This is a genomic window from Kineococcus rhizosphaerae, assembly GCF_003002055.1.
In the GTDB taxonomy this organism is placed as follows: Bacteria; Actinomycetota; Actinomycetes; order Actinomycetales; family Kineococcaceae; genus Kineococcus; species Kineococcus rhizosphaerae.
Genome location: NZ_PVZF01000004.1, coordinates 168020 through 190497, shown reverse-complemented (window position 1 = coordinate 190497; position 22478 = coordinate 168020). Strand labels below are relative to the sequence as shown.

General features: G+C 75.1%; 18 protein-coding genes. 14 read left to right on the top strand and 4 right to left on the bottom strand.

Translation table 11 applies throughout. The annotated features are described in order from the left end of the window. Positions 1-173: 173 nt before the first annotated feature. The 7 genes from CLV37_RS10080 to CLV37_RS10055 all read left to right on the top strand — a co-directional run bounded on the left by CLV37_RS10080 (position 174) and on the right by CLV37_RS10055 (position 10700). Entirely contained in the window at positions 174-3563 is a 3390-nt protein-coding gene (locus tag CLV37_RS10080) for a lipopolysaccharide biosynthesis protein (protein WP_106209816.1), read from the top strand. Then, on the top strand, positions 3560-4321 hold the full coding sequence (locus CLV37_RS10075) for a hypothetical protein (protein ID WP_106209814.1): 762 nt from the start codon (positions 3560-3562) through the stop codon (positions 4319-4321). The genes CLV37_RS10080 and CLV37_RS10075 overlap by 4 nt, the downstream gene beginning before the upstream one ends. Further along, on the top strand, positions 4318-5451 hold the full coding sequence (locus tag CLV37_RS10070; protein ID WP_106209812.1) for a glycosyltransferase family 4 protein: 1134 nt from the start codon (positions 4318-4320) through the stop codon (positions 5449-5451). Before CLV37_RS10075 ends, CLV37_RS10070 begins: the two co-directional genes overlap by 4 nt. Continuing rightward, positions 5448-6584, top strand: coding sequence for a glycosyltransferase (locus tag CLV37_RS10065; protein ID WP_106209810.1), 1137 nt, complete (start codon positions 5448-5450; stop codon positions 6582-6584). The genes CLV37_RS10070 and CLV37_RS10065 overlap by 4 nt, the downstream gene beginning before the upstream one ends. 65 nt (positions 6585-6649) lie before the next feature. Next, on the top strand, positions 6650-8212 hold the full coding sequence (locus CLV37_RS27000) for a glycoside hydrolase 5 family protein (RefSeq protein WP_146149356.1): 1563 nt from the start codon (positions 6650-6652) through the stop codon (positions 8210-8212). Between the two features lie 206 nt (positions 8213-8418). Continuing rightward, the gene (locus CLV37_RS10060) at positions 8419-9585 is read left to right on the top strand and encodes a glycosyltransferase family 4 protein (protein WP_170127162.1); all 1167 of its coding nucleotides are present in this window, start codon (positions 8419-8421) and stop codon (positions 9583-9585) included. Further along, the gene (locus CLV37_RS10055) at positions 9495-10700 is read left to right on the top strand and encodes a cellulase family glycosylhydrolase (protein WP_170127161.1); all 1206 of its coding nucleotides are present in this window, start codon (positions 9495-9497) and stop codon (positions 10698-10700) included. The genes CLV37_RS10060 and CLV37_RS10055 overlap by 91 nt, the downstream gene beginning before the upstream one ends. 53 nt (positions 10701-10753) lie before the next feature. Here the strand turns inward: CLV37_RS10055 and CLV37_RS10050 are convergent, their stop codons facing one another. Both CLV37_RS10050 and CLV37_RS10045 read right to left on the bottom strand, forming a co-directional pair. After that, complete coding sequence (locus tag CLV37_RS10050) at positions 10754-12019, bottom strand: glycosyltransferase (protein WP_106209803.1); 1266 nt, start codon at positions 12017-12019, stop codon at positions 10754-10756. Next, the gene (locus CLV37_RS10045) at positions 12016-12933 is read right to left on the bottom strand and encodes a glycosyltransferase family 2 protein (RefSeq protein WP_211298532.1); all 918 of its coding nucleotides are present in this window, start codon (positions 12931-12933) and stop codon (positions 12016-12018) included. The genes CLV37_RS10050 and CLV37_RS10045 overlap by 4 nt, the downstream gene beginning before the upstream one ends. Positions 12934-13363: 430 nt before the next feature. On the opposite strand from CLV37_RS10045, the gene CLV37_RS10040 reads away from it, so the two are divergent. Both CLV37_RS10040 and CLV37_RS10035 read left to right on the top strand, forming a co-directional pair. Beyond that, positions 13364-14257: a DUF4397 domain-containing protein gene (locus CLV37_RS10040; protein ID WP_106209799.1), complete on the top strand. Its 894-nt coding sequence runs from the start codon at positions 13364-13366 to the stop codon at positions 14255-14257. 212 nt (positions 14258-14469) lie between these two features. After that, positions 14470-14943, top strand: a complete 474-nt coding sequence (locus CLV37_RS10035; protein WP_211298531.1) for a class F sortase — start codon at positions 14470-14472, stop codon at positions 14941-14943. 12 nt (positions 14944-14955) lie between these two features. On the opposite strand, the gene CLV37_RS10030 is transcribed toward CLV37_RS10035, so the two are convergent. Then, entirely contained in the window at positions 14956-16167 is a 1212-nt protein-coding gene (locus tag CLV37_RS10030) for a GH12 family glycosyl hydrolase domain-containing protein (RefSeq protein WP_170127160.1), read from the bottom strand. A 72-nt stretch (positions 16168-16239) separates the two neighbouring features. Continuing rightward, the gene (locus tag CLV37_RS10025; protein ID WP_245885339.1) at positions 16240-17010 is read right to left on the bottom strand and encodes an HAD family hydrolase; all 771 of its coding nucleotides are present in this window, start codon (positions 17008-17010) and stop codon (positions 16240-16242) included. 63 nt (positions 17011-17073) lie between these two features. Between CLV37_RS10025 and CLV37_RS10020 the strand changes: the two genes are divergently transcribed. The 5 genes from CLV37_RS10020 (at position 17074) to CLV37_RS10000 (ending at position 22470) form a co-directional block, all read left to right on the top strand. Then, a complete protein-coding gene (locus tag CLV37_RS10020; protein ID WP_170127159.1) occupies positions 17074-17349 on the top strand; it encodes a glutaredoxin family protein in 276 nt (91 codons plus the stop codon). A gap of 197 nt (positions 17350-17546) precedes the next feature. Then, complete coding sequence (locus CLV37_RS10015) at positions 17547-18251, top strand: redox-sensing transcriptional repressor Rex (protein WP_106209793.1); 705 nt, start codon at positions 17547-17549, stop codon at positions 18249-18251. A 9-nt stretch (positions 18252-18260) separates the two neighbouring features. Then, positions 18261-19583 carry a glutamyl-tRNA reductase gene (locus CLV37_RS10010; RefSeq protein WP_245885353.1) on the top strand — a complete coding sequence of 441 codons (1323 nt, stop codon included), beginning with the start codon at positions 18261-18263 and terminating at the stop codon, positions 19581-19583. A 5-nt stretch (positions 19584-19588) separates the two neighbouring features. Beyond that, positions 19589-20587 (top strand): hydroxymethylbilane synthase, encoded by a 999-nt coding sequence (gene hemC / locus CLV37_RS10005; protein WP_211298530.1) that lies wholly within the window; start codon positions 19589-19591, stop codon positions 20585-20587. A gap of 5 nt (positions 20588-20592) precedes the next feature. After that, positions 20593-22470, top strand: coding sequence for a bifunctional uroporphyrinogen-III C-methyltransferase/uroporphyrinogen-III synthase (locus tag CLV37_RS10000; RefSeq protein ID WP_211298560.1), 1878 nt, complete (start codon positions 20593-20595; stop codon positions 22468-22470). The last annotated feature ends 8 nt before the right edge of the window (positions 22471-22478 follow it).

Below are 22478 nucleotides of genomic sequence, written 5' to 3'. Positions count from 1 at the left end.
TCACCGCCCGTGCCCGGTTCCTCGCGCTGCGTATGAGCTGTTCGGGCCGATCCGGTGAAGGGTCCGCCCGGATGCCCGCTCGGGCCCCTCGGCGGTCCCGGTGGGCCCCGTGCGCTCCTTAGACTTCGAGAGCCCGCGGAGCAGCGGTACCCGCCGCCGATTCGAGGAGTCCGATGACCCCGGGAGCGACCAGCACCCCGAGCACGGCAGGTCCGCCCCGCGACCGCAGCATCCCGCCCGGCCTGCAGCGCATCCTGCGCATCTCGGCCTCCCTCGTCACCACGCAGGCCGCCACCAGCGTCCTGGGCCTGCTCTTCTGGGCCATCGCCTCCCGCGGGTTCACCCGGGAGGAGTTCGGGGTCGCGAACGCCGCCGTCTCCGCGATGGGCCTGCTCGGGGCCCTCGGGACGCTGGGGCTGGGCACCCTGCTGATCTCCCTGCTGCCGGGCACCGAGCAGGGGGTGCGCCGCGTGACCGTCCGCACCGCGCTGGCCGTGTCCGGCGTCGCCGGCACGCTGCTGGCCGTCGTGGTCCCCTTCGTCGCCGTGCACCTCCTGGGGCTGGGCAACCTGAGTCCCATCGCGGGCTCACCCGGGCACGCGGCCCTGTTCGCCGTCGGCACCGGCCTCGCCGCCCTGGCCCTGGTGCTGGACCAGGCCGTGTTGGTCATCGGGTCGGGCAACCTGCAGCTGGAACGCAACGTCACGGCGAGCGCCACGAAGGTCGTCGTCCTGCTGGGGCTCGCGGCCGCCGGCGCCACCGACGGGATGGCCGTCTTCGCCGCCTGGGCCGTCGGGACGCTGGTCTCGTTGCCCGTCGTGGCCCACCGGACCCGCGGGGGCCGCCCGCTGCAGCGCCACCGTCGCCTGGTCGACCTGTCCTCGATGCGCGGCCTGGGCCGGCGGGCGCTGAGCCACCACGCGCTGAACACCACGCTGCAGAGCCCGTTGATGCTCCTGCCGGTCATCGTCACCGCGACGGTGTCCGCCGCGGCGAACGCGCCGTTCGGTGCCGCGCTGCAGCTGACCGGTTTCGTCTTCGCCCTGCCCTACGCGCTGTCCGTGGGGCTCTTCGCCGCGGCCGAGGGCGACGACGGCGAGGTCCTGCGGCGAATGCGGGTGACCCTGCCCCTGGGGCTCGGCGTGAGCCTGGCCGCCAACCTGGCGTTGTGGCCCCTGGCCCCGTACGTGCTGCGGGTGTTCGGCGCCTCCTACGCCGAGGACGGTGCCGACGTCCTGCGGATCCTCGTCCTGGCCGGGTTGCCCTTCGTCGTCAAGGACCACTTCGTCGCGTTGCGCCGGGTGCAGGGCCGCACCGGCAGCGCGACGCTCGTGCTGGTCGTCTGCACCGCCGCCGAGCTGGTGGCCGCACTCATCGGGGCCCACCTCGGCGGCGTCGAGGGCCTGAGCGCCGCCTGGGTCCTCGTGCTGGTCCTGGAGGCGGTGCTGCTCGCGGTCCCGCTCGTGCGGGCGCGGCGCCGGTTCGTCACCCGGACCCGCGAGCAGGAGCTCGCCGGTCCCGACGGCGGCGGACGCGAGCACCGGCCCGAGGGCGCCGGCGCGCGAGCGGACGAGGACGGGGCTCGGGACGGGACGAGGTCGGGGGACGGCGACCGGAGCGGCGACGGCGGACAGGTGCGGACGAGCGGGGGGGACGACGTGGTGGACGTGCTCGAGCAGGAGCCGGCGGTCGCCTCCGTCGTCGACCCGGCGCCGTCGCGACGCGGTTCGCGGGGCCTGGGACCGGCCCTGCTGGCGATCGCCCTGGGCCTGCTCGCCATGGCCCTGGCGGCCGGGCGGGCGCGCACCACGGGCGACGACGGCGGCCTCACCCAGCTGCTCTGGGAGGCCGGGCTGGTCCTGATCGTCGCCCCCGCGGCCCTCTTGGCGACCTGGCCGCGCACCAGTGGGACCGTGCGCGTCTGGACGGCGGTGACCGCGGCCGTCGCGCTCCAGCTCAGCCGGGTCGTGCTGTACCCGACGCGCTTCATGTTCCACGACGAGCTGCTGCACGCGAACCTGCTGCGGCAGATCTCCGACACGGGTCAGCTCTTCGGGGTCAACCCCCTGCTGCCCATCACGGCCTACTACCCCGGCCTGGAGGTGGCCACCGACGGCGTCGGCGACCTGACGGGCCTGTCCCAGCACACCAGCGCCGTGCTGCTGCTGCTGGCCGCCCGGGTCGTCCTGAGCCTGGCGATCGTGGCGGTCGTGACCCGGCTGACCCGCTCGCACCGGGCGGGTGCCGTGGCCGTCGTCGTCTACGCCTGCAACCCGCAGATGCTCTTCTTCAACTCCCAGTTCAGCTACCAGACCCTGGCCCTGCCGCTGGCGGTGCTGACCGTGGCGCTCTTCGCCTCGCGGCGGCGGGGATCGCTGCGGGGTCTGCTGCTCCCGCTCGCCGCGCTCGGCGCGGTCGTCATCACCCACCACGTGACCGCGGTCCTGCTGCTCGTCGCGCTGGCCGTCTGGACCGTCGTCGACGCCCTCCTGGCCCGGGTGCGTCGCCGCGCGGCCGGCGGGTCCGAGCAGGTCGGGGGGGTGGTGGCCGTGCCGCCGGGCAGCGACGCGCGGGCCCTGGCGGTCATGACGCTCGTCGGTGCCGTCTGCTTCGCCGCGACGCTGCTCAACCCCGGCAACACCCTGGGCAGCTACCTCGGCTCCATCGTCACCAGCTCCTCCAGCGACCTCGGCGCCTTCTTCGAGGGCCGCCAGACCAAGGCGCTGTTCGCGAACACCGCCGGCGTCGGCCCGGCCTGGTGGGAGCAGGGGCTGCTGCTCGGCGGGCTGGTCATCACCGCGGCGGCCCTCGTCCCCTCCCTCTGGGCGGCCAGGGCGTGGGTCCGGGTCCGCGTCCCCCTGGCCGTCGTCCTGGTGCTGACGGCCGTGCTGTGGCCCCTCGTGCCCGGCGGCCACGTCGCGCGGGCGACCTCGGAGGTCGGGGACCGGGCCGCGGGCTTCGTGTTCCTCGGCGTCGGCTTCGTCGTGGCCTGGTGGCTGGTGCGCCGCGCGGCGTCCCGGCGGGCCGCGGGCCTGTTCGGGGCGGCCGCCACGGTGGCGTTCCTCGGGGGCGTGGTCCTGGGGTCGGGGACGGTCAGCGCGCAGCTGCCCGGTCCGTTCCTCGTCTCCGCCGACGCCCGCAGCGTCGACGCGGACAACATCGCCGCCGCCGACTGGATGGGCCGGACCCTGCCGCCGGAGACCCGGGTCTACGCCGACCGCGTCAGCGGCCTGCTCGTGGCGGCCGACGGCGGGATGTTCACGGTCCGGCACATCAGCACCGGCATCGACGCCTCCCGCCTGATCCTCGACCCGGAGTTCGGCCAGGACGACGTCGACCTCATCCGCCGGGCCGGCATCCGCTACCTCGTCGTGGACCGCCGGGACGCCAACGGGCTGCCCAACCAGGGCGTCTACATCGAGAGCGGTGAGTTCGGGGGCCAGGACCGGACCGCGCCCGTCCCGGCGGCCGCGCTGCAGAAGTTCGACGACGTCCCCGGCGTCGACCGCGTCTACGACAACGGCGCCATCGCCGTCTACGACCTTTCGGAGCTGTCCCGGTGACCCCTCCGCTCCCCGGCCGGCGCCGGACCGGCCTGCCCCTGCTCGCCGCAGCGGGCGTCCTGGTCGTCGCCGCCGTCGCGGCCGTGCTGCTGGACGCGCCGGTGGCGGTGCGTGCCCCGCTGGTGCTGCTCGCCGCGGTCGCCACGGCCGTGCCCCTGGCCGGGTGGGGGTGGCGGCGCAGCGTCGTGGACCGCGTGCTGGCCGGGGTCGGCGGCGTCCTGGTGGCCCTCGTCCTGGTGGGGGTCGCCCTGGGGGTGAGCGGTGTCGGGTTGCGGCCGCGCACGTGGGCGATCGGGCTGGGCGCGACCGCTCTCCTCGCCCTCGGCGTGCGTGCCGTCGGTGCCGGCCGCGCCCACGAGCCGTCGTCCCCGCCGGCGCCCCGGGCCGAGGGGTCCGTGCGCCGGGCGGTGCTGCGCACGTCGCCGTGGGCGCTCGCCGCGGTCGTGGTCGTGGTGGCGGCGCTCGTCGTGTCCGTGCGCAGCGTCCAGGACAGCTCGACCCCGCCGCTGCAGATGTCGCTGGCCTCCCTCGACGGCGCCGAGGCCGTCGTCGAGGTGTCGAGCGGTGACGCCACCGGCCCCCTGGAGCTGCGCACCGACCCCGGTGACGGGTCCGTCGTCACCTACCCCCTGCTGAGCGTCCCCGCCGGCGGCACCGTGCGGACCACGGTCGTCGTCCCCGTCCGGGGGCGGGTGCTGGTGACCGTCAACAACCCCGGGCAGGTCCAGCCCCTGCGAACCCTGGTGGTGAACCGGTGAGCGTCCGTCGACCCCGCGTCCTGCACGTCGTGCAGCGCTACTTCCCCGAGATGGGTGGTCTGGAGACGCACGTCGCCGAGATCACCCGCCGGCTGGCGGCCACCGGGGAGTTCGACGTCACCGTGCTGGCCACCGACCGCAGCGGCGCCCTGGCCCGGCGCGACGTCGTCAACGGCATCCCGGTGCTGCGCCGCCGTTCCTGGCCCCGCGAGGGGGACCTGTACCTCTCGCCCGGCCTGCCGGTGCCGGTGCTGCGCGGCGCTTGGGACCTCGTGCACGTCCAGGGCGTCAACACGCTGACCCCGCCGGTGGGGATGCTCGCCGCGCTCGCGGCCCGCACGCCGTACGTGCTGACCTTCCACAGCGGTGGTCACTCCTCCCCGGTCCGGACCGCGGGCCGCGGGGTGCAGTACCGGGTGCTCGCCCCGCTGCTGCGCCGCGCAGCCCGCCTCATCGCGGTCAGCCGCTTCGAGCGGTCGGCCTTCGCCGCGGTGACGGGCCTGCCCGAGGACCGCTTCAGCGTCATCCCCAACGGCGGTGCCCTGCCCCCCTCGCCCGTCGCGGTGCCGCCGGTGCCGGGACGGATCGTGACCAGCGGCCGCCTCGAGCGCTACAAGGGGCACCAGCGGGTCGTCGAGGCCCTGCCCCTGGTGCGCCGCCGGGTGCCGGAGGCGCACGTCGTCGTCCTCGGCAGCGGCCCCTACGAGCAGGAGCTGCGGGACACCGCCCGCCGGTGCGGGGTCGCGGACCACGTGCAGTTCCGCGCGCTGCCCCCGGCGGACCGCGCGGCCATGGCCGGCGAGCTCGCCCGCGCCGCCGTGATGGCCGCCCTGTCCGACTACGAGGCGCACCCCGTGGGCGTCATGGAGGCGCTGACCCTGGGGCTGCCGGTGGTGGGCAGCGACGAGGCCGGCATCGGCGACCTCGTCGAGGACGGGCTGGTGCGGGGCGTGGTGCGCGGTGCCGACACCGCCACCGTGGCCGCCGCGCTCGTGGAGGAGCTGACGGCGACCCGCGCGCGCGGGGACGTGCCGCACGTCCCGCGGGCGCTGGCGCTGCCCACGTGGGAGTCCAGCGTCGAGGCCACCGCTGCGGTGTACCGGACCGTCCTGGGCGGGGGCACCCGGTGAACCGCCCGCTCCGGGTCGTCCACGTCATCACCACGCTCACCACCGGGGGGGCCGAGCGGCAGCTGGAGCTCCTGCTCGACCGCTCGGCGGCGCAGGCGCGGACCCTGTGCCTGTACGAGGGGGGGCCCGTGGCCGACGCCGTGCGCCGGCGGGGGCACCCGGTCGAGGTGCTGGGCATGGAGGGGTGGCGCAAACCCCTGGCCGTCGCCCGCCTCGCCCGCCGGCTGCGGCGGCTGCGGCCCGACGTCGTGCACGTCCACCTGCTGGCCGCGCAGCTGTGGGGGATACCCGCCGCGCGACTGGCCGGCGTCCCGGTCGTCGTCTCCAGCGAGCACTCCCTGATGGCCGACTCGATCGAGGGACGGCCGCTGACCCCCTGGCTGCGGCGCCTGTACCGGGGGCTGGAGTCGCTGACCGACCACACCGTGGCCGTCTCGGCGACGACGGCGGACCGGCTCGTGGCCTGGGGCGTCCCCCGGGACCGCATCACCGTGGTGGACAACGGGATCGACCTGGACGCCGCCCGTCCCCGGGAGGAGGACCGGCGCCGGGTCCGGGCCGAGCTGGGGGTGGACGACGGGGTGACGGTCCACGTGGTCGTGGGACGGCTGGACCCGGTCAAGCGCGTCGACGAGGTCCTGGAGGCGCTCGCGCCGAGGCTGCGCGGCGGCGGCCACGTGCTGCTCGTGGCCGGTGCGGGCGGGCTGCGGGTCGCGTTGGCGGCCCGGGCCGAGGAGCTGGGGGTCGCGGCGTCCGTGCGCTGGCTGGGGGCGCGCGACGACGTCCCCGCGGTGCTCGCCGCGGCGGACGTCCTCGTCAGCGCCTCGCGCGACGAGACGTTCGGCCTGGCGGTCCTGGAGGCGGTCGCCGGGGGGTTGCCGGCCGTGTTCGTGCAGTGCCCCGCGCTGGAGGAGCTCGGGGACCTGCCCGACGGGGTCGTCCGGGCCGCCGGCGGGGGACCGGAGGCGCTGCGCGGGGCGCTCGACCTGCTCACCGCCCGCGGGCTGCACCGTCGTCCCGTCCCGCCCGCCGTGGTGCAGCGCTACGACGCGCGGCGCACCGCCGCGGCCGTCGACGCCGTCTACGAGGAGCAGCGGGCCCGGTCCCGTCGCGGGCGCCCGGCGCCCGCCTGACCTCGTCCCGCCGGCGCCCGCACTGAGGCCGTCAAGGGTGGGGCGCCGGGTGCCGATGGGACGGGATGCGTCGTCGCCGATCGACCTCCACCGCTCCCGGCCCCCTGCGCAGCCCCGTCCTCGCGGTGTGCCTGGCGCTGCTGGCGGGGGTGCTGACGGCTGCCGGGGTGCCGAGCGCGGCGGAGGCCTTCAGCGGCCCGGCGACCGTCAGGGCCACGACGCGCTCGGTCGCCACGACCCGCTCGGTCGCCGCGGTGCCCCCGACGGGTGCGTTCGTGCGTCGCGCGGGCACCCAGCTGACGCTTGACGGCAAGCCCTTCCGCTTCTCGGGGACCAACGTCTACTGGCTCGGCCTGGACGACAACGTGCGGGACGCCGCGGGGCAGCCGACGGTCCCGACCCGCTTCCGCATCGACGACGCCTTCCGGGCCGCGCAGGCCTCCGGGGGGACGGTCGTCCGCACCTGGGGCGGTCTCGTCGGGTGCCCGAAGTGCATCGAGCCGCACCGGGGGCAGTTCCAGGACTCCGCGTTCGACTCCATCGACTACGCCGTGGCCTCGGCCGCCCGCCACGGCCAGCGGCTGGTCATCACCCTGGTCGACAACTGGGACTACTACCACGGCAGCAAGCTCACCTACACCGGCTGGCGCGGGCTGCCGGAGTGGGCGTTCTTCTCCGACCCCGGCGTCATCGCCGACTACCAGGCGTACATCACCCACTTCGTGCAGCACGTGAACCCCTACACGAAGCTCGCCTATCGCGACGACCCGACCATCATGGCGTGGGAGACGGGCAACGAGATGTGGTGCCAGACGTGCGCGGGGAACTACTGGGACGGCTCCTGGACCCGGGCGGTGGCGGACCACGTCCGATCGGTGGCGCCCCAGCAGCTGGTCATCGACGGCCACGGCACCGACCCGTCCTGCCGGACGGGGTGCCTGCACGAGCCCAGCCTGGACATCGCGTCCGTCGACGTCGTCGACGACCACTTCTACCCGATGCAGACCGACCGGGTGCTCTCGGCCGCGCAGACGGCCGCCCGTCACCAGAAGGCCTACCTCGTGGGGGAGTACGACTGGAACAACCACCGCGGCGGCGTCCCCCTGACCCAGTTCCTCGACGCCGTCCGCACGTCGGGTGCCGTCGGTGCGCTCAGCTGGTCGGTGGTGCCGCACGCGGACACCGCCGGGTTCGTGGACCACGACGACGGCTTCCAGTTCTTCTTCCCCGGTCGTGACGACGACGAACGGAACCGCACGGACCTGCTGCGCTCCTTCGCCACGACCCTGTCGGGGTCCGCGCCGACCGACGTCGCGCCGCCCGCGCCCTGCGGTCTGACCCAGGTCCCCGCCTCCGGCGGCACCGGTCTGCGCTGGCGGGGTGCGGCCCCGGCGGTCCGCTACGCGGTGCAGCGCCGGCCGGCCGGGTCGACGACCTCGTGGCAAGGGCTCACCGCGCAGGCCCGCGACCAGGTGGTCCTGCCCGCGGGCGGGGCGCTGTGGAGCGACACCACCGCCACGGCGGGCAAGTCCTTCGAGTACCGCGTCGCCGGCATCTCGGTCCGCGGCGTCCAGGGTGCGTGGTCCGGCGCCGTCCGGCCGGGGGTCACCGGGACGTGCCCGGCCTGAGCCGCCCGACGAGTCCGCGACGGGCGGTCACGAGGTGTCCGGTCGCGGGACGGTCCGGGACCTTCCCGCGACGCACCGTCACGACCCGGCGTCACCCGGACAGGGTCTGGCTGTGCGACCGCACGGCGGGGAAACTGGGGGAAACTGGGGAGGGGTCCGTCCGTCGCGCGGCGGACGATCGTCGAGCAGGAGGGGGCGTCGCGCCCGTGGTCGTGGAAGTCGGTCCCGCCCCGACCGGGGTGGCACCCCCGGGCGGTCTGCTGCTCGCGTCCCGGGGAGACGCGCTGACGCCGTTCCTGTTCGCCGAGATCCACCGTCGGTACCCCGTCTCGGGGGTTCTGCAGACCGACCTCACGCAGTGGCAGCGGCTCGCCGTGGCCGCCGCGACGTTCCGGCCCTCCCGCGTCCAGTGGGCCGAGCAGTTCTACAAGAGCGGCCTGGGTCACGCCCTGCGGTCGCGCAACGCCGAGGCCCTGCGCCGACGCTCGCCCGACCCGCTCGCCCCGGTCCTGCAGGTCCACGCCCTGTTCGACGTGGCCGGCGGAGCCGGGAGCCTGCTGTACGTCGACTGCACCCACCGCCAGTCGGCCGCCGGGTGGGCGCCCTGGAACCCCCTGCGGGGCAGAGCCCTCGAGCGCTGGTACGCCCGCGAGACGGCGGCCTACCGCAGCGCCCGGCACATCTTCGCGTTCAGTTCCGCGACGCGGGACTCCCTCGTGGGGGAGTACGGCGTGGAACCCGGCCGGGTCACCGTCGTGTGGGCCGGGGCGAACGGCGACCCGGGCCGCGGACCGGCCCGGGAGGACCGTGCGCCGGGAGCGGCGCCGAACCTGCTGTTCATCGGCAACGACTTCGCCCGCAAAGGGGGACCGGACCTGCTGGTCGCCTTCGCCGAGGTCCGCCGCCGGTTCCCCGGCGCGACGCTGCGCCTGGTCGGGACCCGTCCCGACGTCCCGGCGCAACCCGGCGTCGAGGTGCTCGGCCGCATCCACGACCGCGAGCACGTCGACCGCCTCTACGCCCAGGCCGACGTGTTCGTCCTGCCGTCGATCTTCGACCCCCTCCCGCTGGTCCTGCTCGAGGCCATGGACCGCGGGGTGCCGATCGTGACGACCGCGTCGTGCGGGATCCCGGACGTCGTCCGCGACCAGGTCGAGGGCCGCCTCGTCCCCCCGAACGACCCGCGGGCGCTCGCCGAAGCGCTCGTGCGATCCTTGGCCGACCCCGCCAGCAGTTCCTCGATGGCCGCCACGGCGCGTGCGCGGGTCCGGGAGGAGTTCACGTGGGAACGCGTCGTCGACCGCATGGCTCCCGTCCTGGACGAGCTGGCCCGTCCCGTCGCCGGGCGGGGATCGGACCCGTCGCCGCGCTGAGCCTGCTCGCGCTGGTCGGGGCCGGGCTGACGTCCTGCGCGGACCGCGCCGACGAGTTCGTGCAGCGGGACGGGCGGGAGTTCACCGTCGACGGTGAACCGTTCCGGTTCGTGGGTTTCAACCTGTACGACGCCGCCGCCAGCGACCGGTACTCCTGCCGTCCCGCCTCCCGGATCCCACCCGAGGACCTGCAGGCGCAGTTCCGCTGGCTGCACGACGAGGCGGGGGTCACCGTCATCCGGTTCTGGGCCTACCAGACGTACACCGCCTCCGGCCGCGACTTCAGCGCCGTCGACGCCGTCCTGGCCGCCGCGCGGGCCACCGGCATCCGGGTGATCCCCGTCCTGGAGGACGGGCCGGGGGACTGCAGCACGGGCGAACCGGGAGTTCCGCTGTCCGAGGCCGACCAGGGGGCCTGGTTCACCCAGGGGTACCGCGAACCGTACGGCAGCGCCCGGTTGTCGTTCCGCGAGTACGCCGAGGTCATGGCCCGGCACTACCGGGACGAACCGACCATCGTCGCGTGGATGCTCGTGAACGAGGCGGAGACCACGGCCCGCGACGAGCGCGGGCGATCGGTCCTGGTGAGTTTCGCCGGTGACGTCGCGGGGTTGGTGCACTCGGTCGACCCGAACCACCTCGTCACCCTGGGGACGCAGGGCAACGGCGCTCCCGGGGCCAGCGGCGCGGACCTGCGCGAGGTCTACAACCAGTCCGACCTCGACTTCGTGGAGGTCCACGACTGGGCCCGGTACGGGTCGGACACCGAGGCGATGCCCGGAGCCGGTTCCGACGGGACCCTGCCCGCGGTGGACTCGTCGACCTGCCGGTCCCGGACGGCACCCGTCGCGTGTTCCTTCGCCATCGCCGAAGAGCTCGGCAAACCGATCGTCGTCGGTGAGGCGGGCATCTCCGCGGACGACGCCGGCGGCCGCGGCCGGCGCGCGGAACTCCTGCGGGCCAAGGCCGAGGCCGCCTTCGCCGCGGGAGCCTCCGGGTACCTGGTGTGGCACTACAGCACGGCGGAAACGGACGGCTACGACGTCGTGCGGGCCGACCGCGACCCCTTGTTCGACGTCACCGCGCGGCTGGCCCGGGGGTTCGCGGGGGAGTGAGGTCGTGCCCCTGCACCGGTGGACTGCTCCGCGGGGCGGCCTGTCGCGGGCCCTCAGGCCACGACGTCCCGGGTGACCTCGGCGTGCCGGTCGCTCTGCTCGTGGGACGTGACCCGGTTCCCGCCGGGTTCGTCCAGGGTCCCGGGCACGCCGAGTTCCCGGAAGACGCGCGCGAAACGGCTGACCGAGGTGTCCCACGAGTGCGGGTCCGCGTAGCGGACTCCCCGGCGTTCGAGCAGTCCGCGCAGGGCGTCTGCGAGTTCGCGGGGAGACGCCGGGGGGACGAACACAGCTCCCTCGTACTCCCGGGCGGCCTCGACCAGACCGCCGACCGCGGTCACCACGGTGGGCAGCCCGGCGCTCATGGCCATCTGCAGCGGACCGGAGGAGGACGACCGCCGGTAGGGCAACACCACGGCGTCGGCCGCGGCGAAGTGCGTGCGGACCTCCGCGTCGGTGACGTACCGGTTCACGAGGTCGATGCGGTCGCGGTGCGGACTGTCCCGCACCGCGTCCAGCGGTCCGGTCCACCCCTCCCAGGTCTCACCGACGATCGTGAGCCGGAACTCCTCGGCCACCTCGCGCGGCAGCGAGGAGAACGCCTCCACGAGGTCCTCGAGCCCCTTGTAGGGGCGGATCGTCCCGAAGAAGAGCAACCGCAGCGGGGTCTGCGCCGTCGACGTCCCCGTGCGTTCCGCCGTGGTGTCCAGGACGTGGTCGTACGGCCCGTGCGGGATGACCGTGATCGACTCCGGATCCAGCCCGTAGGCGCCCTGCAGGAGTTCGGAGTCGTACTCGGAGTGCACGACGTGGGCGTCGACCCGGCGCAGCATCGTCTTCATCGCCGACCGCACGTAGCGGACGACCCCGGGGACGCGGGCCTCGCCGGTGTCCTGCACCTCGTGCCACTCCACGACGACCTTGGCGCCGCGCCGGCGCACCAGCTGGGTCAGCAGCAGGTAGGAGTGCAGCACCGCGCCGGTCCACCACTGCAGGACGACGACGTCGGGGGACGTGCGCCGCAGGAACGTCGGCAACCCCCGGGTGCTGGGTCCCCAGTACCAGTCGACCCCGTCGAACACGTCGATCCCGGGGGAGTAGTCGATGTCGTTGACGACCGAGCCCACCCGTGAACGGCCCGGGTACAGGGCCCGGGGCACCAGCCGGCGCATGAGCACGACGCTGGTGGGGGTCCGTTCGGCGAAGGCGTTCGCCAGGCGGCAGGTGTAGTAGCTGATGCCGGAGGTGAAGCGCCAGCCCGACCCGACGACCAGGACCCGCGTCCGGCGGTTCCCGCCCGCCGCGGCGGTGGGGCTCACGCGTTCTCCCGAGCAGGCACGTCGCGACCCTGCTCGGGGAGCACGACCTGCTCCGCGGGGGTGCGCAGGTCGATGACCTGGACCATCGGCATGTCGGCGGCCAGCAGTGGCGCGTCGGCCGAGCCGTTCGCGACGGCGTCGAGCACGCGCTCGGTGGCCTCGGCGTGGGCGGAGTCGGCGTGGGCGTGGGTGAGCAGGTCGGCGCTGGGCGTCGGGGTGGTGCTGCGCCCGTGCTGGAACCGCTCGGTCAGGATGGTGCGCAGGACGCGGATGCCGTCCCGCACGGCGTGCAGGTTGCTCTCCCCGTGGATGCGTCGCAGCTCGACGCTGGGCACCTCGTGGATCTGCAGGCCCGCGGCCGCGACGCGGCAGTTGATGAGCGTCTCGATCTCGAAGCCGTCGCCCCACTGCGCGGTGTCGTAGCGCGACGACGGGATCGACATGTGGTGCAGCACGTCGCGCCAGAACGCGTTGTAGCCGTAGCACAGGTCGGTGTACCTGGTGCGGAACAACACGTTCGTGATCGCCGTCAGGACCCGGTTGCCGGTGTCGCGCACCAGGGTGATGTCGTCGCTGCCGCCGGCCGCGAGCACCCGGCTGCCCTTGGCGAAGTCCGCGCCCGCGACGAGGGCGGCCACGAAGTCGGCGATCTCCGCGGCGTCGGCGGACCCGTCGGCGTCGAACATGACGACGACGTCACCGGTCGCGGCCTCGAACCCCACCGCGAGGGCGTTCCCCTTGCCGCGCCGGGTCTGCTGCAGGAACTTCGCCTGCGGCAGGACGCGGGCGACGACCTCCGCCGAGTCGTCGGTGGAGTTCCCGTCGACGACGATGACCTCATGGACGTCCGGCAGCTTGGGGAGCACGATCTCCAGGTTGCGGGCCTCGTTCCACGCCGGCACGACGATCGTCACCGACGGGTGGGAAGGACGGACAGCGACGGGGGAGACCATGGTGAACCTCTCGACGGGTTTTCAGGGTCCGCGCCGTCGAGGTTCCCCGGGCCGTGGAGCGGCCTCGTCGACGAACGCTAGGTCCCTTTTCCCCGCGAGTTCGGACCAGTCACCCGGTTGGATGGGGGTTCTGGAAAAGTACTTCGCAGTGTGATATCAGATGCACCCTGAGTGAATTCCCAGGACCGTTCCGGGGCTCGTCCGGGAACTCCCAGTAGTTCGAGCCTCACGTGAAGTCAACCTGTGCGGAGCCGGCCGCTCATGCGTGCGAGGCCTCCCGGTCTGGCGCACACTGGGGGCACGCGCGGCACCCGGGCGGTCCTCGGAGGCGCTCGCGCTGGTCCGAGTCCGGGTGCCCGTGAACGCACCCGTCCCACCGGAGGAGTCCGTCGTGCTGGTCACACCCCCTCGCGCCCGCCCGCAGTCCCGTGCGTGGGCGGTGGTCGTCGCCGTGCTGGCCCTGCTGCTGGTCTCGCTGTCCTGCGCCCGTCCGGCCTCGGCCGCCGTCCCCGGTGACGCCTGGGTCCGGGCCGCGCACCTGGTGCCCGGGCTCGGGGCCATGGAGGTCACCGCCCGTCCCGCCGCCGGCGGTGACCCGGTGGTCCTGGCCGCGTCGGCGGCCTACGGTGACGTGGCCCCCTACCAGCGCCTCACCCCGGGTGACTACACCGTCGAGCTGCGTCCGGCCGGTGCTGCCCTGACGACGACGCCCGTCCTGTCGAGCACCTTCAGCGCCACCTCGGGCGCCGCGTACACCCTCGCCGGGCTCGGCTCCCTGCAGTCGCCGCGGCTGGCCACGCTGCAGGACGACCTGACCCCTCCCGCGCCCGGGACCGTGAGCGTCCGGCTGCTGCCCGCCGCGTCGTCGGCCGCCGCGGTGACGGTGCAGGCGGCGAACGGGCCCGTCCTCGCCCAGGACGCCGTCTTCGGCCAGCCCACGCGCTACGCCTCCGTCCCGGCCGGGAAGTGGACCCTGCAGGCCTCCGCCGAGGGTCTCGCCGCGGCGAGCACGGACGTCGACCTGACCGCCGGCGGCATCTACACGCTGGCCGTGGTCGACCGCGACGGCGGGCTCGGCGTCCAGGTCGTCACCGATGCCGCGGGGGCTGCGACCATGCCGGTCGGCGGTGCGCAGACCGGCGGGGGCGGGACCGCGTCCGGGGGTGTCGGCTCCACCTCGTGGGTGCCGGGACGGGAGGTCGCCGCGGGGCTCGCCGCGTTCCTCGTCGTCGGCGGTCTGGGGCTGCTCGCACGCCGGCGGGCGACGGTGTCGCACGCCTCGTGAGCCGGTCCGTCCCGGGCAGACGCGCCGTCCTCCTGCTGGGCCTGGGGGTGCTGGGCGCGGCGGCGGGGTGCTCCTCGTCCCTCGCGGAGAGCCGGTCGGCCGGCGCACCACCGACGGAGAGCACGTCCCCGTCCGCGAGGCCTGCGGGGCCCCCGGAGGCCCCGTCGGGACCCGCCGGACCATCGCCGTCGTCCTCGGACGGGGGCGGCGCCGTGCCGGCGGTCGGGGACCCGGTGCGGGCGCTGGACCCGGCGAAGGTCCCGGTCCGCCTGCAGGTCCCGTCCATCGGGGTCGACGTGCCGCTGATCCGGCTCGGCACCAACCCCGACGGTTCGCTCGAGGTCCCGGCCGACTACCAGCAGGTCGGGTGGTTCACCGGGAGCGCCGCCCCCGGGGACACCGGCCCCTCCGTCATCGCCGGGCACGTGGACAGCAAGGACGGCCCGGCCCCGTTCTTCCGCCTGCGGGACCTGTCCGTCGGGGCCCGGGTCGTCGTCACCGCGGCGGACGGTGCCGACCGGTCCTTCACGGTCGACGGTGTCCAGCAGTACCCCAAGGACGCCTTCCCGACCGGTGCCGTCTACGGCCCGGCGCCCGGCCCGGTGCTGCGGCTGATCACCTGCGGCGGTTCGTTCGACCGGGCGACGGGCCACTACCGGGACAACGTCGTGGTCTTCGCGTCCTGACCCGCCCGGCGCTCAGGTGCAGGTGATCGTCGTGGGGGTGGCGGTGCTGCCGGTCGCGGCGAGCTGGTAGCCGAACGTCGCCGAGCCTCCCGCGGCGAGGGTGCCGTTGTAGGAGGCGTTGCGCACGGTCAGCGTGCGGCCGGTCTGCGTCCAGGTCCCGTTCCACAGGTTCGTCACCGTCTGCCCGGCGGGCAGGGTCGCCACGGCCGTCCAGCCCGAGCGGGCCTGCGCGCCGTTGGTGACGGTGACGGTCTGGACGGCGCCGGCGCCCCAGGCCGACTCGGTGCGCCCGGTGGCGGTGCAGACGGGGCGGCCCGACGTCGGGCGCGGCGAGCGGGTCACCGTCGGGACGGGGCTGGTCGTGGGGCTGGTGGTGGGGCTGATCGTCGGGCTGGTGGGGCTCGGGGTGGGCGTGCCGGTGGGTGCCGGGGTGGGCGTCGAGCCGGTGCCGGCGGAGAACGACGTCACCGCCAGGCCAGCGCCGTCCACCCAGGGCTCGAACCCGGCCTGGACGCTCGTGAGGTACCAGGAGCGCTGCACGTAGCCACGGGACAGCGCGTCGTCGAAGAACGTGCGGACGGCGAAGTCGGCCGAGCCGGTGGCGCTGGTGCGCACGTAGGACACGACGTTCCAGCCCGTGTTGCCGAACCACACGTCCCAGGTGGCGCCGGCCAGCGTCACGGTGGCGACCTTGGACCCGACGGGCTGGGGACGGCCGGCGTGGTTGAGCCACACCATGACCTCGGCGCCGGTGTTCTGGCCGTCGAGGCGGGGGGTCGGGTCGAACCACAGGTCGTAGGCCGCGTCCCACTCGCCGCTGGTCGGGTAGGTCATGGACACGCTCGTGCGGACGTCGCCGAAGGTGCTGCTGGAGGCCTGGACGGGGGAGAAGCCGGGCGTGCAGGTCCCGTAGTGGCAGCCCCAGTAGATCGACGGGTAGCTCTTGGGTGCGCCGGAGGTCGGCACGGCGCCGTCGGCCCTGCTCAGGCGGAAGCCGGTGGCGGTCGGCTCCACGCACTGCTCGGCGGAGGTGCCCCAGCGGTTGTTCTGCACGACGTAGCGGCCGTCGGCGGTCGTCGCCTTGCCGTACTGGTCGCAGATCGCGGCGGCCGCGGCCGCGCGGGGGGTGTCGAGGGTCGTGACGGCGGTGGCGGCGCCGGCGACGAGGCCGGCGACCGCGGTCACGGCGGCGATCCGGGGGGCGAGGGCGCTCAGTCGGGGCACGCCGCATCCTCGACCCGCGGCGGACGGGACCTGAGCGTTCTCGGGTGTGACGTGCACCACACCTGCGTCACGTCAGCGCCGCCGCCACAGCCCCACCACGGCCACCGTCCCCACGGCCAGGACCCCGGCGCGCGCGCTCCAGCGGGCCGCGCGCTGCCACTGCCGGAACTCGTGGACGGGCCAGCCGTGCGCGCCCGCGTGCCGGCGCAGCACCCGGTCGGGGTTCACGACGACGGGCGAACCGACCATCGACAGCAGCGGCAGGTCGTTGGCGGAGTCGGAGTAGGCCGCGCAGCGCGCGAGGTCGAACCCCGAGCGCGCCGCGAGCGCGCGCACGGCGTCGGCCTTGGCCTGCGCGTGCAGCGGCTCGCCCCGCAGCCGGCCCGTGTAGGTGCCGTCGACGGTCTCGGCGACCGTCCCCAGCGCCCCGGTGAGCCCCAGGCGGCGCGCGACGACGTCGGCGAGCTCGACGGGGGCGGCGGTGACGAGCCAGACCGGGGCCCCGGCGGCCAGGTGGTGGCGGGCGAGGGCCCGGGTGCCGGCGCTGACCCTGGCCTCGACGTGCTCGTCGTAGACCTCCTCGCCGATCTGCCGGATCTGCTCGCTGGAGTGCCCGGCGACGAAGGCCAGGGCCAGTTCCCGGATCTCCCCGAGGTGCCCGAGGTTCTCGCCGCGCAGCGTGAAGTGCAGGGCGCGGCGGGCGAAGCGCTGCAGCTCGCGGCGGGAGAAGAAGCCGCGGGCGGCCAGCCCCCGGGCGAAGTAGAACATCGAGGCCCCGCGGACCATGGTGTTGTCCAGGTCGAAGAAGGCCGCGTCGACCCCCGGCGGGACGGGGGGCGTCACGGGGGGCGTCGTCGGCCGGGGCACTGCGGCATCGTAGGCCCGGGTCGGTGCGGAGGAGGGGTCGTGGACGGGGAACGGGCTCGGGTGGTGCTGGTCTCGCGGGTGGGCTGCCACCTGTGCGACGACGGCCGGGAGGTGGTCCGGGCGGTCGCCGGGGCCCGCGGGGTGACGTGGTCGGAGGTCGACGTGGACGCCGACCCGGAGCTGTTGCGCCGGTACTCCGACAAGGTCCCCGTGGTGCTCGTGGACGGTGTCGAGCGCGACTTCGGCCGGCTGGACGCCGCACGGCTGGAGCAGGCGCTGGCGGGACGGCGCTGGTGGCGGCGCCGGGGGCGCTGAGCGAGGTCAGGTGAGCCTTCCCTGCCTCCGAAGCCGCAGCTCAGGGGGGACTCAGGGTGGACGTGGCGCTCGTCACGCGGGCCCGTCACGACTTTGTGCGCGGCTTCACAAGAGCCTAGGCTGCTGGGGCACGACCAGTGGTTCCGGGGTCTGCCCGGAGCCTGAGCAACGCGTACGAGGATGCCGGTCTGACCGCTGTGGACGAGGACGAGGTGGGGACGGTCGACGTCCCCGAGGCCACCGTGGCGCGACTGCCGCAGTACCTGCGCGCCCTCGCCGCCCTGGCCGACGCCGGTCTGCGGACGGTGTCCTCCGAGGCCCTCGCCGAGGCCGTCGGCGTCGGGTCGGCCAAGCTCCGCAAGGACCTCTCGCACCTGGGCAGCTACGGCACCCGCGGCGTCGGGTACGACGTCGCCGGCCTGCACCGCCAGATCGCGGACCGGCTCGGGCAGACCACGCCCTGGAACGTCGTCATCGTCGGCATCGGCAACCTCGGCCACGCCCTCGCCGGCTACGGCGGGTTCGCCTCCCGCGGCTTCCGCGTCGTCGGTCTGTTCGACGACGGGACCCAGGTGGTCGGCGAGGTCGTCAACGGCCTGCGGGTGCGTCCGCTGGCCGACCTCGGAGCCGTCGTGCGCCCCGGGGAACCCACCATCGGCGTGCTCGCCGTCCCGGTCGAGCACGCCCAGGGCGTCTGCGACCGCCTCGTCGCGGCCGGTGTGACCAGCGTCCTGAACTTCGCCCCCACCGTGCTGCGCGTCCCCGCCGACGTGGACGTGCGCAAGGTCGACCTCGCCTCGGAGCTCCAGATCCTCGCCTTCCACGCCCAGCGCCGCGCCGTGCGCTCCAGCGTCCCCGCGCCCACCGCCACCGTCGGCGAACGGATCGGGGAGGTGGTCTGAGTGGCGCTCATGGTCGTGGGCCTGTCGCACCGGACGGCCTCCCTCGACGTCCTCGAACGCGCCAGCTTCGACGCGGCCGCCGCCGCCCGGGTCGTCGAGGAGCTGACGGCGTCCCCGCACGTCGAGGAGGTCTTCGTCCTCTCCACGTGCAACCGCGTCGAGCTGTACTGCGACGTCTCGCGCTTCCACGGCGGGGTCGCCGACGTCGGTGACGCGCTGTGCCGCCGCATCGGGCTCGGCGTGGACCAGCTCGGCGAGCAGCTGTACGTCCACTACGAGGACGCCGGCGTCGAGCACCTGTTCCGGGTCGCCTGCGGGCTGGACTCCATGGCGGTCGGCGAGAGCCAGATCCTCGGCCAGCTGCGCCTGGCGCTGCGCGACCTGCACGAGCGCGGGCTGGCCGGCGGGACGCTGGACCGGTTGCTGCAGAACGCCCTGCGCGTGGGCAAGCGCGCCCACTCCGAGACGGGACTGGACGCCGCGGGGGCCGGGCTGGTGGAGGCCGCCATGCGCCGCGCGGTCGACGTCGTGGGCGGGCCGCTGGCCGGTCGCCGCGCCCTCGTCGTGGGCGCCGGGGCGATGAGCGCGCTGGTCGCGACGACGTTCGCCCGCGCGGGCATGGACGTCGTGGTCGCCAACCGCACGCCCGAGCGCGCGCAGCGCCTGGCCGCGGCCGTCGGGGGCCGGGCCACCGGCCTGGAGGACCTGCGCGCCGAGGTCGCCGCCGCGGACCTCGTCGCTAGCTGCACCGGCGCCGTCGGGCACGTCCTGGACGTCGCGACGGTCGCCGCCGCCGTCCTGGACCGCCCGCAGCGGCCGCTGCTCGTCGCCGACCTCGCCCTGCCGCGCGACGTGCAGCCCGACGTCGCCACCCTGCGCGGGGTGCACCTCGTCGACCTCGAGGGCCTGGGGGCCGACCTGGCCGCCTCCGCCGTCGCCGACGACCTGCGCTCGGTGCGGGCCATCGTCGCCGAGGAGGTCGCCTCCCACGCCGCCTCGCTGCGCGCGGCCGACGTCGCCCCCACGGTCGTGGCGCTGCGGGCCCAGGCCCGCCACGTCGTCGAGGCCGAGATGCGCCGCCTCGCCAGCCGGGTCGACCTGGACGCCGCGGCCCGCGCGGAGGTCGACCGCACGGTGCACCGGATCGTCGAGAAGCTGCTGCACACCCCGACGGTGCGGGTGAAGCAGCTCGCCGAGGCCCCCGGCGGCGTCGGGTACGCCGCTGCGCTGCGGGCCCTGTTCGACCTCGAGGTCGGGATCGGCGGGGGAGCCCTGCCCGGGGACGCCCCGCTGTCCGGGACCGTCGCCGACGCGGTGGGACGCGTGTCGTGACCCCCGTGTCGCAGACGCGCGTCCTCCGGCTCGGCACCCGGCGCAGCGCCCTGGCCACCACCCAGAGCACGTGGGTCGCGGACCTGCTGCGCGCCAACGGGTCCAAGGTCGAGCTCGTCGAGGTCACGACCCACGGCGACGTCAACCGCGCGCCGCTGGCCCAGATCGGCGGGACGGGTGTGTTCGTCTCGGCGCTGCGCGACGCGCTGCTCGCCGACGCGGTCGACCTCGCCGTGCACTCCCTGAAGGACCTGCCGACGGCGGCCGCCGACGGGCTCGTCCTGGGCGCCGTCCCCGAGCGCGAGGACCCGCGCGACGCGCTCGTCGCCTCGGGCGGGCGCACCCTGGCCGACCTGCCCGCCGGGGCCCGCGTCGGCACCGGCTCGCCCCGCCGCACGGCCCTGCTGCGGGCGCTGCGCCCGGACCTCGACGTCGTCGCCATCCGCGGCAACGTCGACACCCGGATCGGGTTCGTGACCGCCGGCGAGCTCGACGCCGTCGTCCTGGCCGCGTCCGGCCTGGCCCGCCTCGGCCGGCTCGGGGACGTCACCGAGTTCTTCGACCCCACCGAGTACGTCCCGGCCCCCGGCCAGGGCGCGCTGGCCGTGGAGTGCCGCAGCGGCGACGCCGAGGTCCTGCAGGTGCTGGCCGCCATCGACGCCCCGCACGTGCGCCGGGCCGTGGCCGCCGAGCGCCAGGTGCTCGCCTCCCTGGAGGCCGGCTGCTCGGCCCCCGTCGGCGCCCACGCCGGTGAGGAGACCCTGCACGTGGCCGTCGAGGACCACGCCGGGGTCCTGGTGCGCCGCGCCCGGCCGTTCGCGACTGTCCCCGACGAGCCCTCCGCGCGTACGTTGGGCGCCGAGATCGCCCGCGACCTCCTGCAGCACGAGCTGCGCCCGCACACTTCCGCCGCTCGCGGCGGGGACCCCGAAGTCACGTTGGAGAACCACCCCCAGGACCGTTCCGACGACGGTCCACGTCCCGATCCGGAGAGTGGCTCGTGAGCACGATGACGAACAGCCCGGTCACCGCACCGGTCCTCGTCGAACCGGTCCTCGAAGCCGTCGAGGCCCCGGTCGACACCCCGGTGAGCACCCCGGTCGACCTGCTGGTCCAGGCGCCCGCCGAGACGCCGGCCGGCGCACTGGTGGACGCCCCCGCCGAGGTGAGCGACCTGAGCGAGGTCCTCGACGCCAAGAAGTCCGAGGTGCCCGCGCAGTCGCGGGCGAAGAAGGCCGCGGGCCGGTCCGGGTCCAAGGCGGCCAGGAGCTCGGAGAAGACGCTCAAGGGCGACAAGACCGACAAGGACCTCGGGCACGTCTCGTTCGTCGGGGCCGGCCCCGGCGACCCGGGGCTGCTGACCGTGCGCGCCGTGGACCTGCTCGGCGCGGCCGACGTCGTCGTGCTCGACCAGGGCAGCCGTGAGGACCTCGTCGCCCGCTTCGCCCGGCCCGGGGTGGAGGTCCTCGACGCCGCCTTCGGCGACGACGGCCAGCCGCTGGCCCGGGCCGCGCGCGCCAAGCTCGTCGTCAGGGCGGCCAAGGCCGGTGGCCGGGTCGTGCGGCTCATGGACGGGGACCCCTCCACCTTCACCGGGCTCGTCGACGAGGTCGCGGCCTGCCGCAAGGCCGGGGTCACGTTCGACGTCGTGCCGGGCGTCTCCGCCGTCAACGCCGTCCCGACGTACGCGGGCATCCCCATGACGACGCCGGGCACCTCCAGCGTCAACGTCGTGCACCCCGCGGGCCGTTCGCTGGACTGGTCGCGCCACGCCGACGCCGACGCCACGGTCGTCGTGCTCGGCTCCGGGGACGACATCGCCGCCGCCGCCGCCGGGCTGCTCGGGGCCGGCCGGGGCGCCGCGACGCCCGTCGCGCTCACCTCGCACGGCACGACGACGGGCCAGACGACGACCACGACCACGCTGGGCAAGCTCGCCGCCGCCGTCGCCGGACTGGACTCCTCGCCCACCACGGCCGTCGTCGGCGACGTCGTCGCCCTGCGCGAGCAGAACTCCTGGTACGAGACGAAACCGCTGTTCGGCTGGCGGGTCCTGGTGCCGCGCACCAAGGAGCAGGCCGGCGGGATCACCGCCCGGCTGTCCGGCCACGGCGCCACCGCCGAGGTCGTGCCGACCATCTCCGTGGAACCGCCGCGCACCCCGCAGCAGATGGAGAAGGCCGTCAAGGGCCTGGTCACGGGCCGCTACGAGTGGATCGGCTTCACGTCCGTCAACGCCGTCAAGGCCGTGCGCGAGAAGTTCACCGAGTACGGCCTCGACGCCCGCGCGTTCTCCGGCCTGAAGGTCGCTGCGGTCGGCGGCGTCACCGCCGAGGCGTTGCGCGAGTGGGGGATCGAACCGGACCTGCTGCCGGAGACGGAGCAGTCGGCGGCCGGTCTGCTCGAGGCGTGGCCGCCCTACGACGACGTCCTGGACCCCATCAACCGGGTGTTCCTGCCGCGCGCCGACATCGCCACCGACACTCTCGTCGCGGGCCTGGTCGAGAACGGCTGGGAGGTCGACGACGTCACGGCCTACCGGACCGTGCGGGCGGCCCCGCCCGCCGCGCCCGTGCGCGACGCCATCAAGACCGGCGCGTTCGACGCGGTCGTCTTCACGTCGAGCTCGACCGTGCGCAACCTCGTCGGGATCGCGGGCAAACCGCACCCGTCGACCGTCGTGGCCTGCATCGGCCCGGCGACGGCCAAGACGGCCGAGGAGCACGGGTTGCGCGTCGACGTGCTCGCCGCCGAACCCAGCGCTGAGTCGCTCGTCGAGGCCCTCGCCTCGTACGGCAACGTGCTGCGCGCCGCCGCGGTCGAGGCGGGCGAACCCGTCCTGCGGCCCAGCCAGAAGAAGTCGTCCGCGCGCCGCCGGGCGCGCTGAGTCCCGTC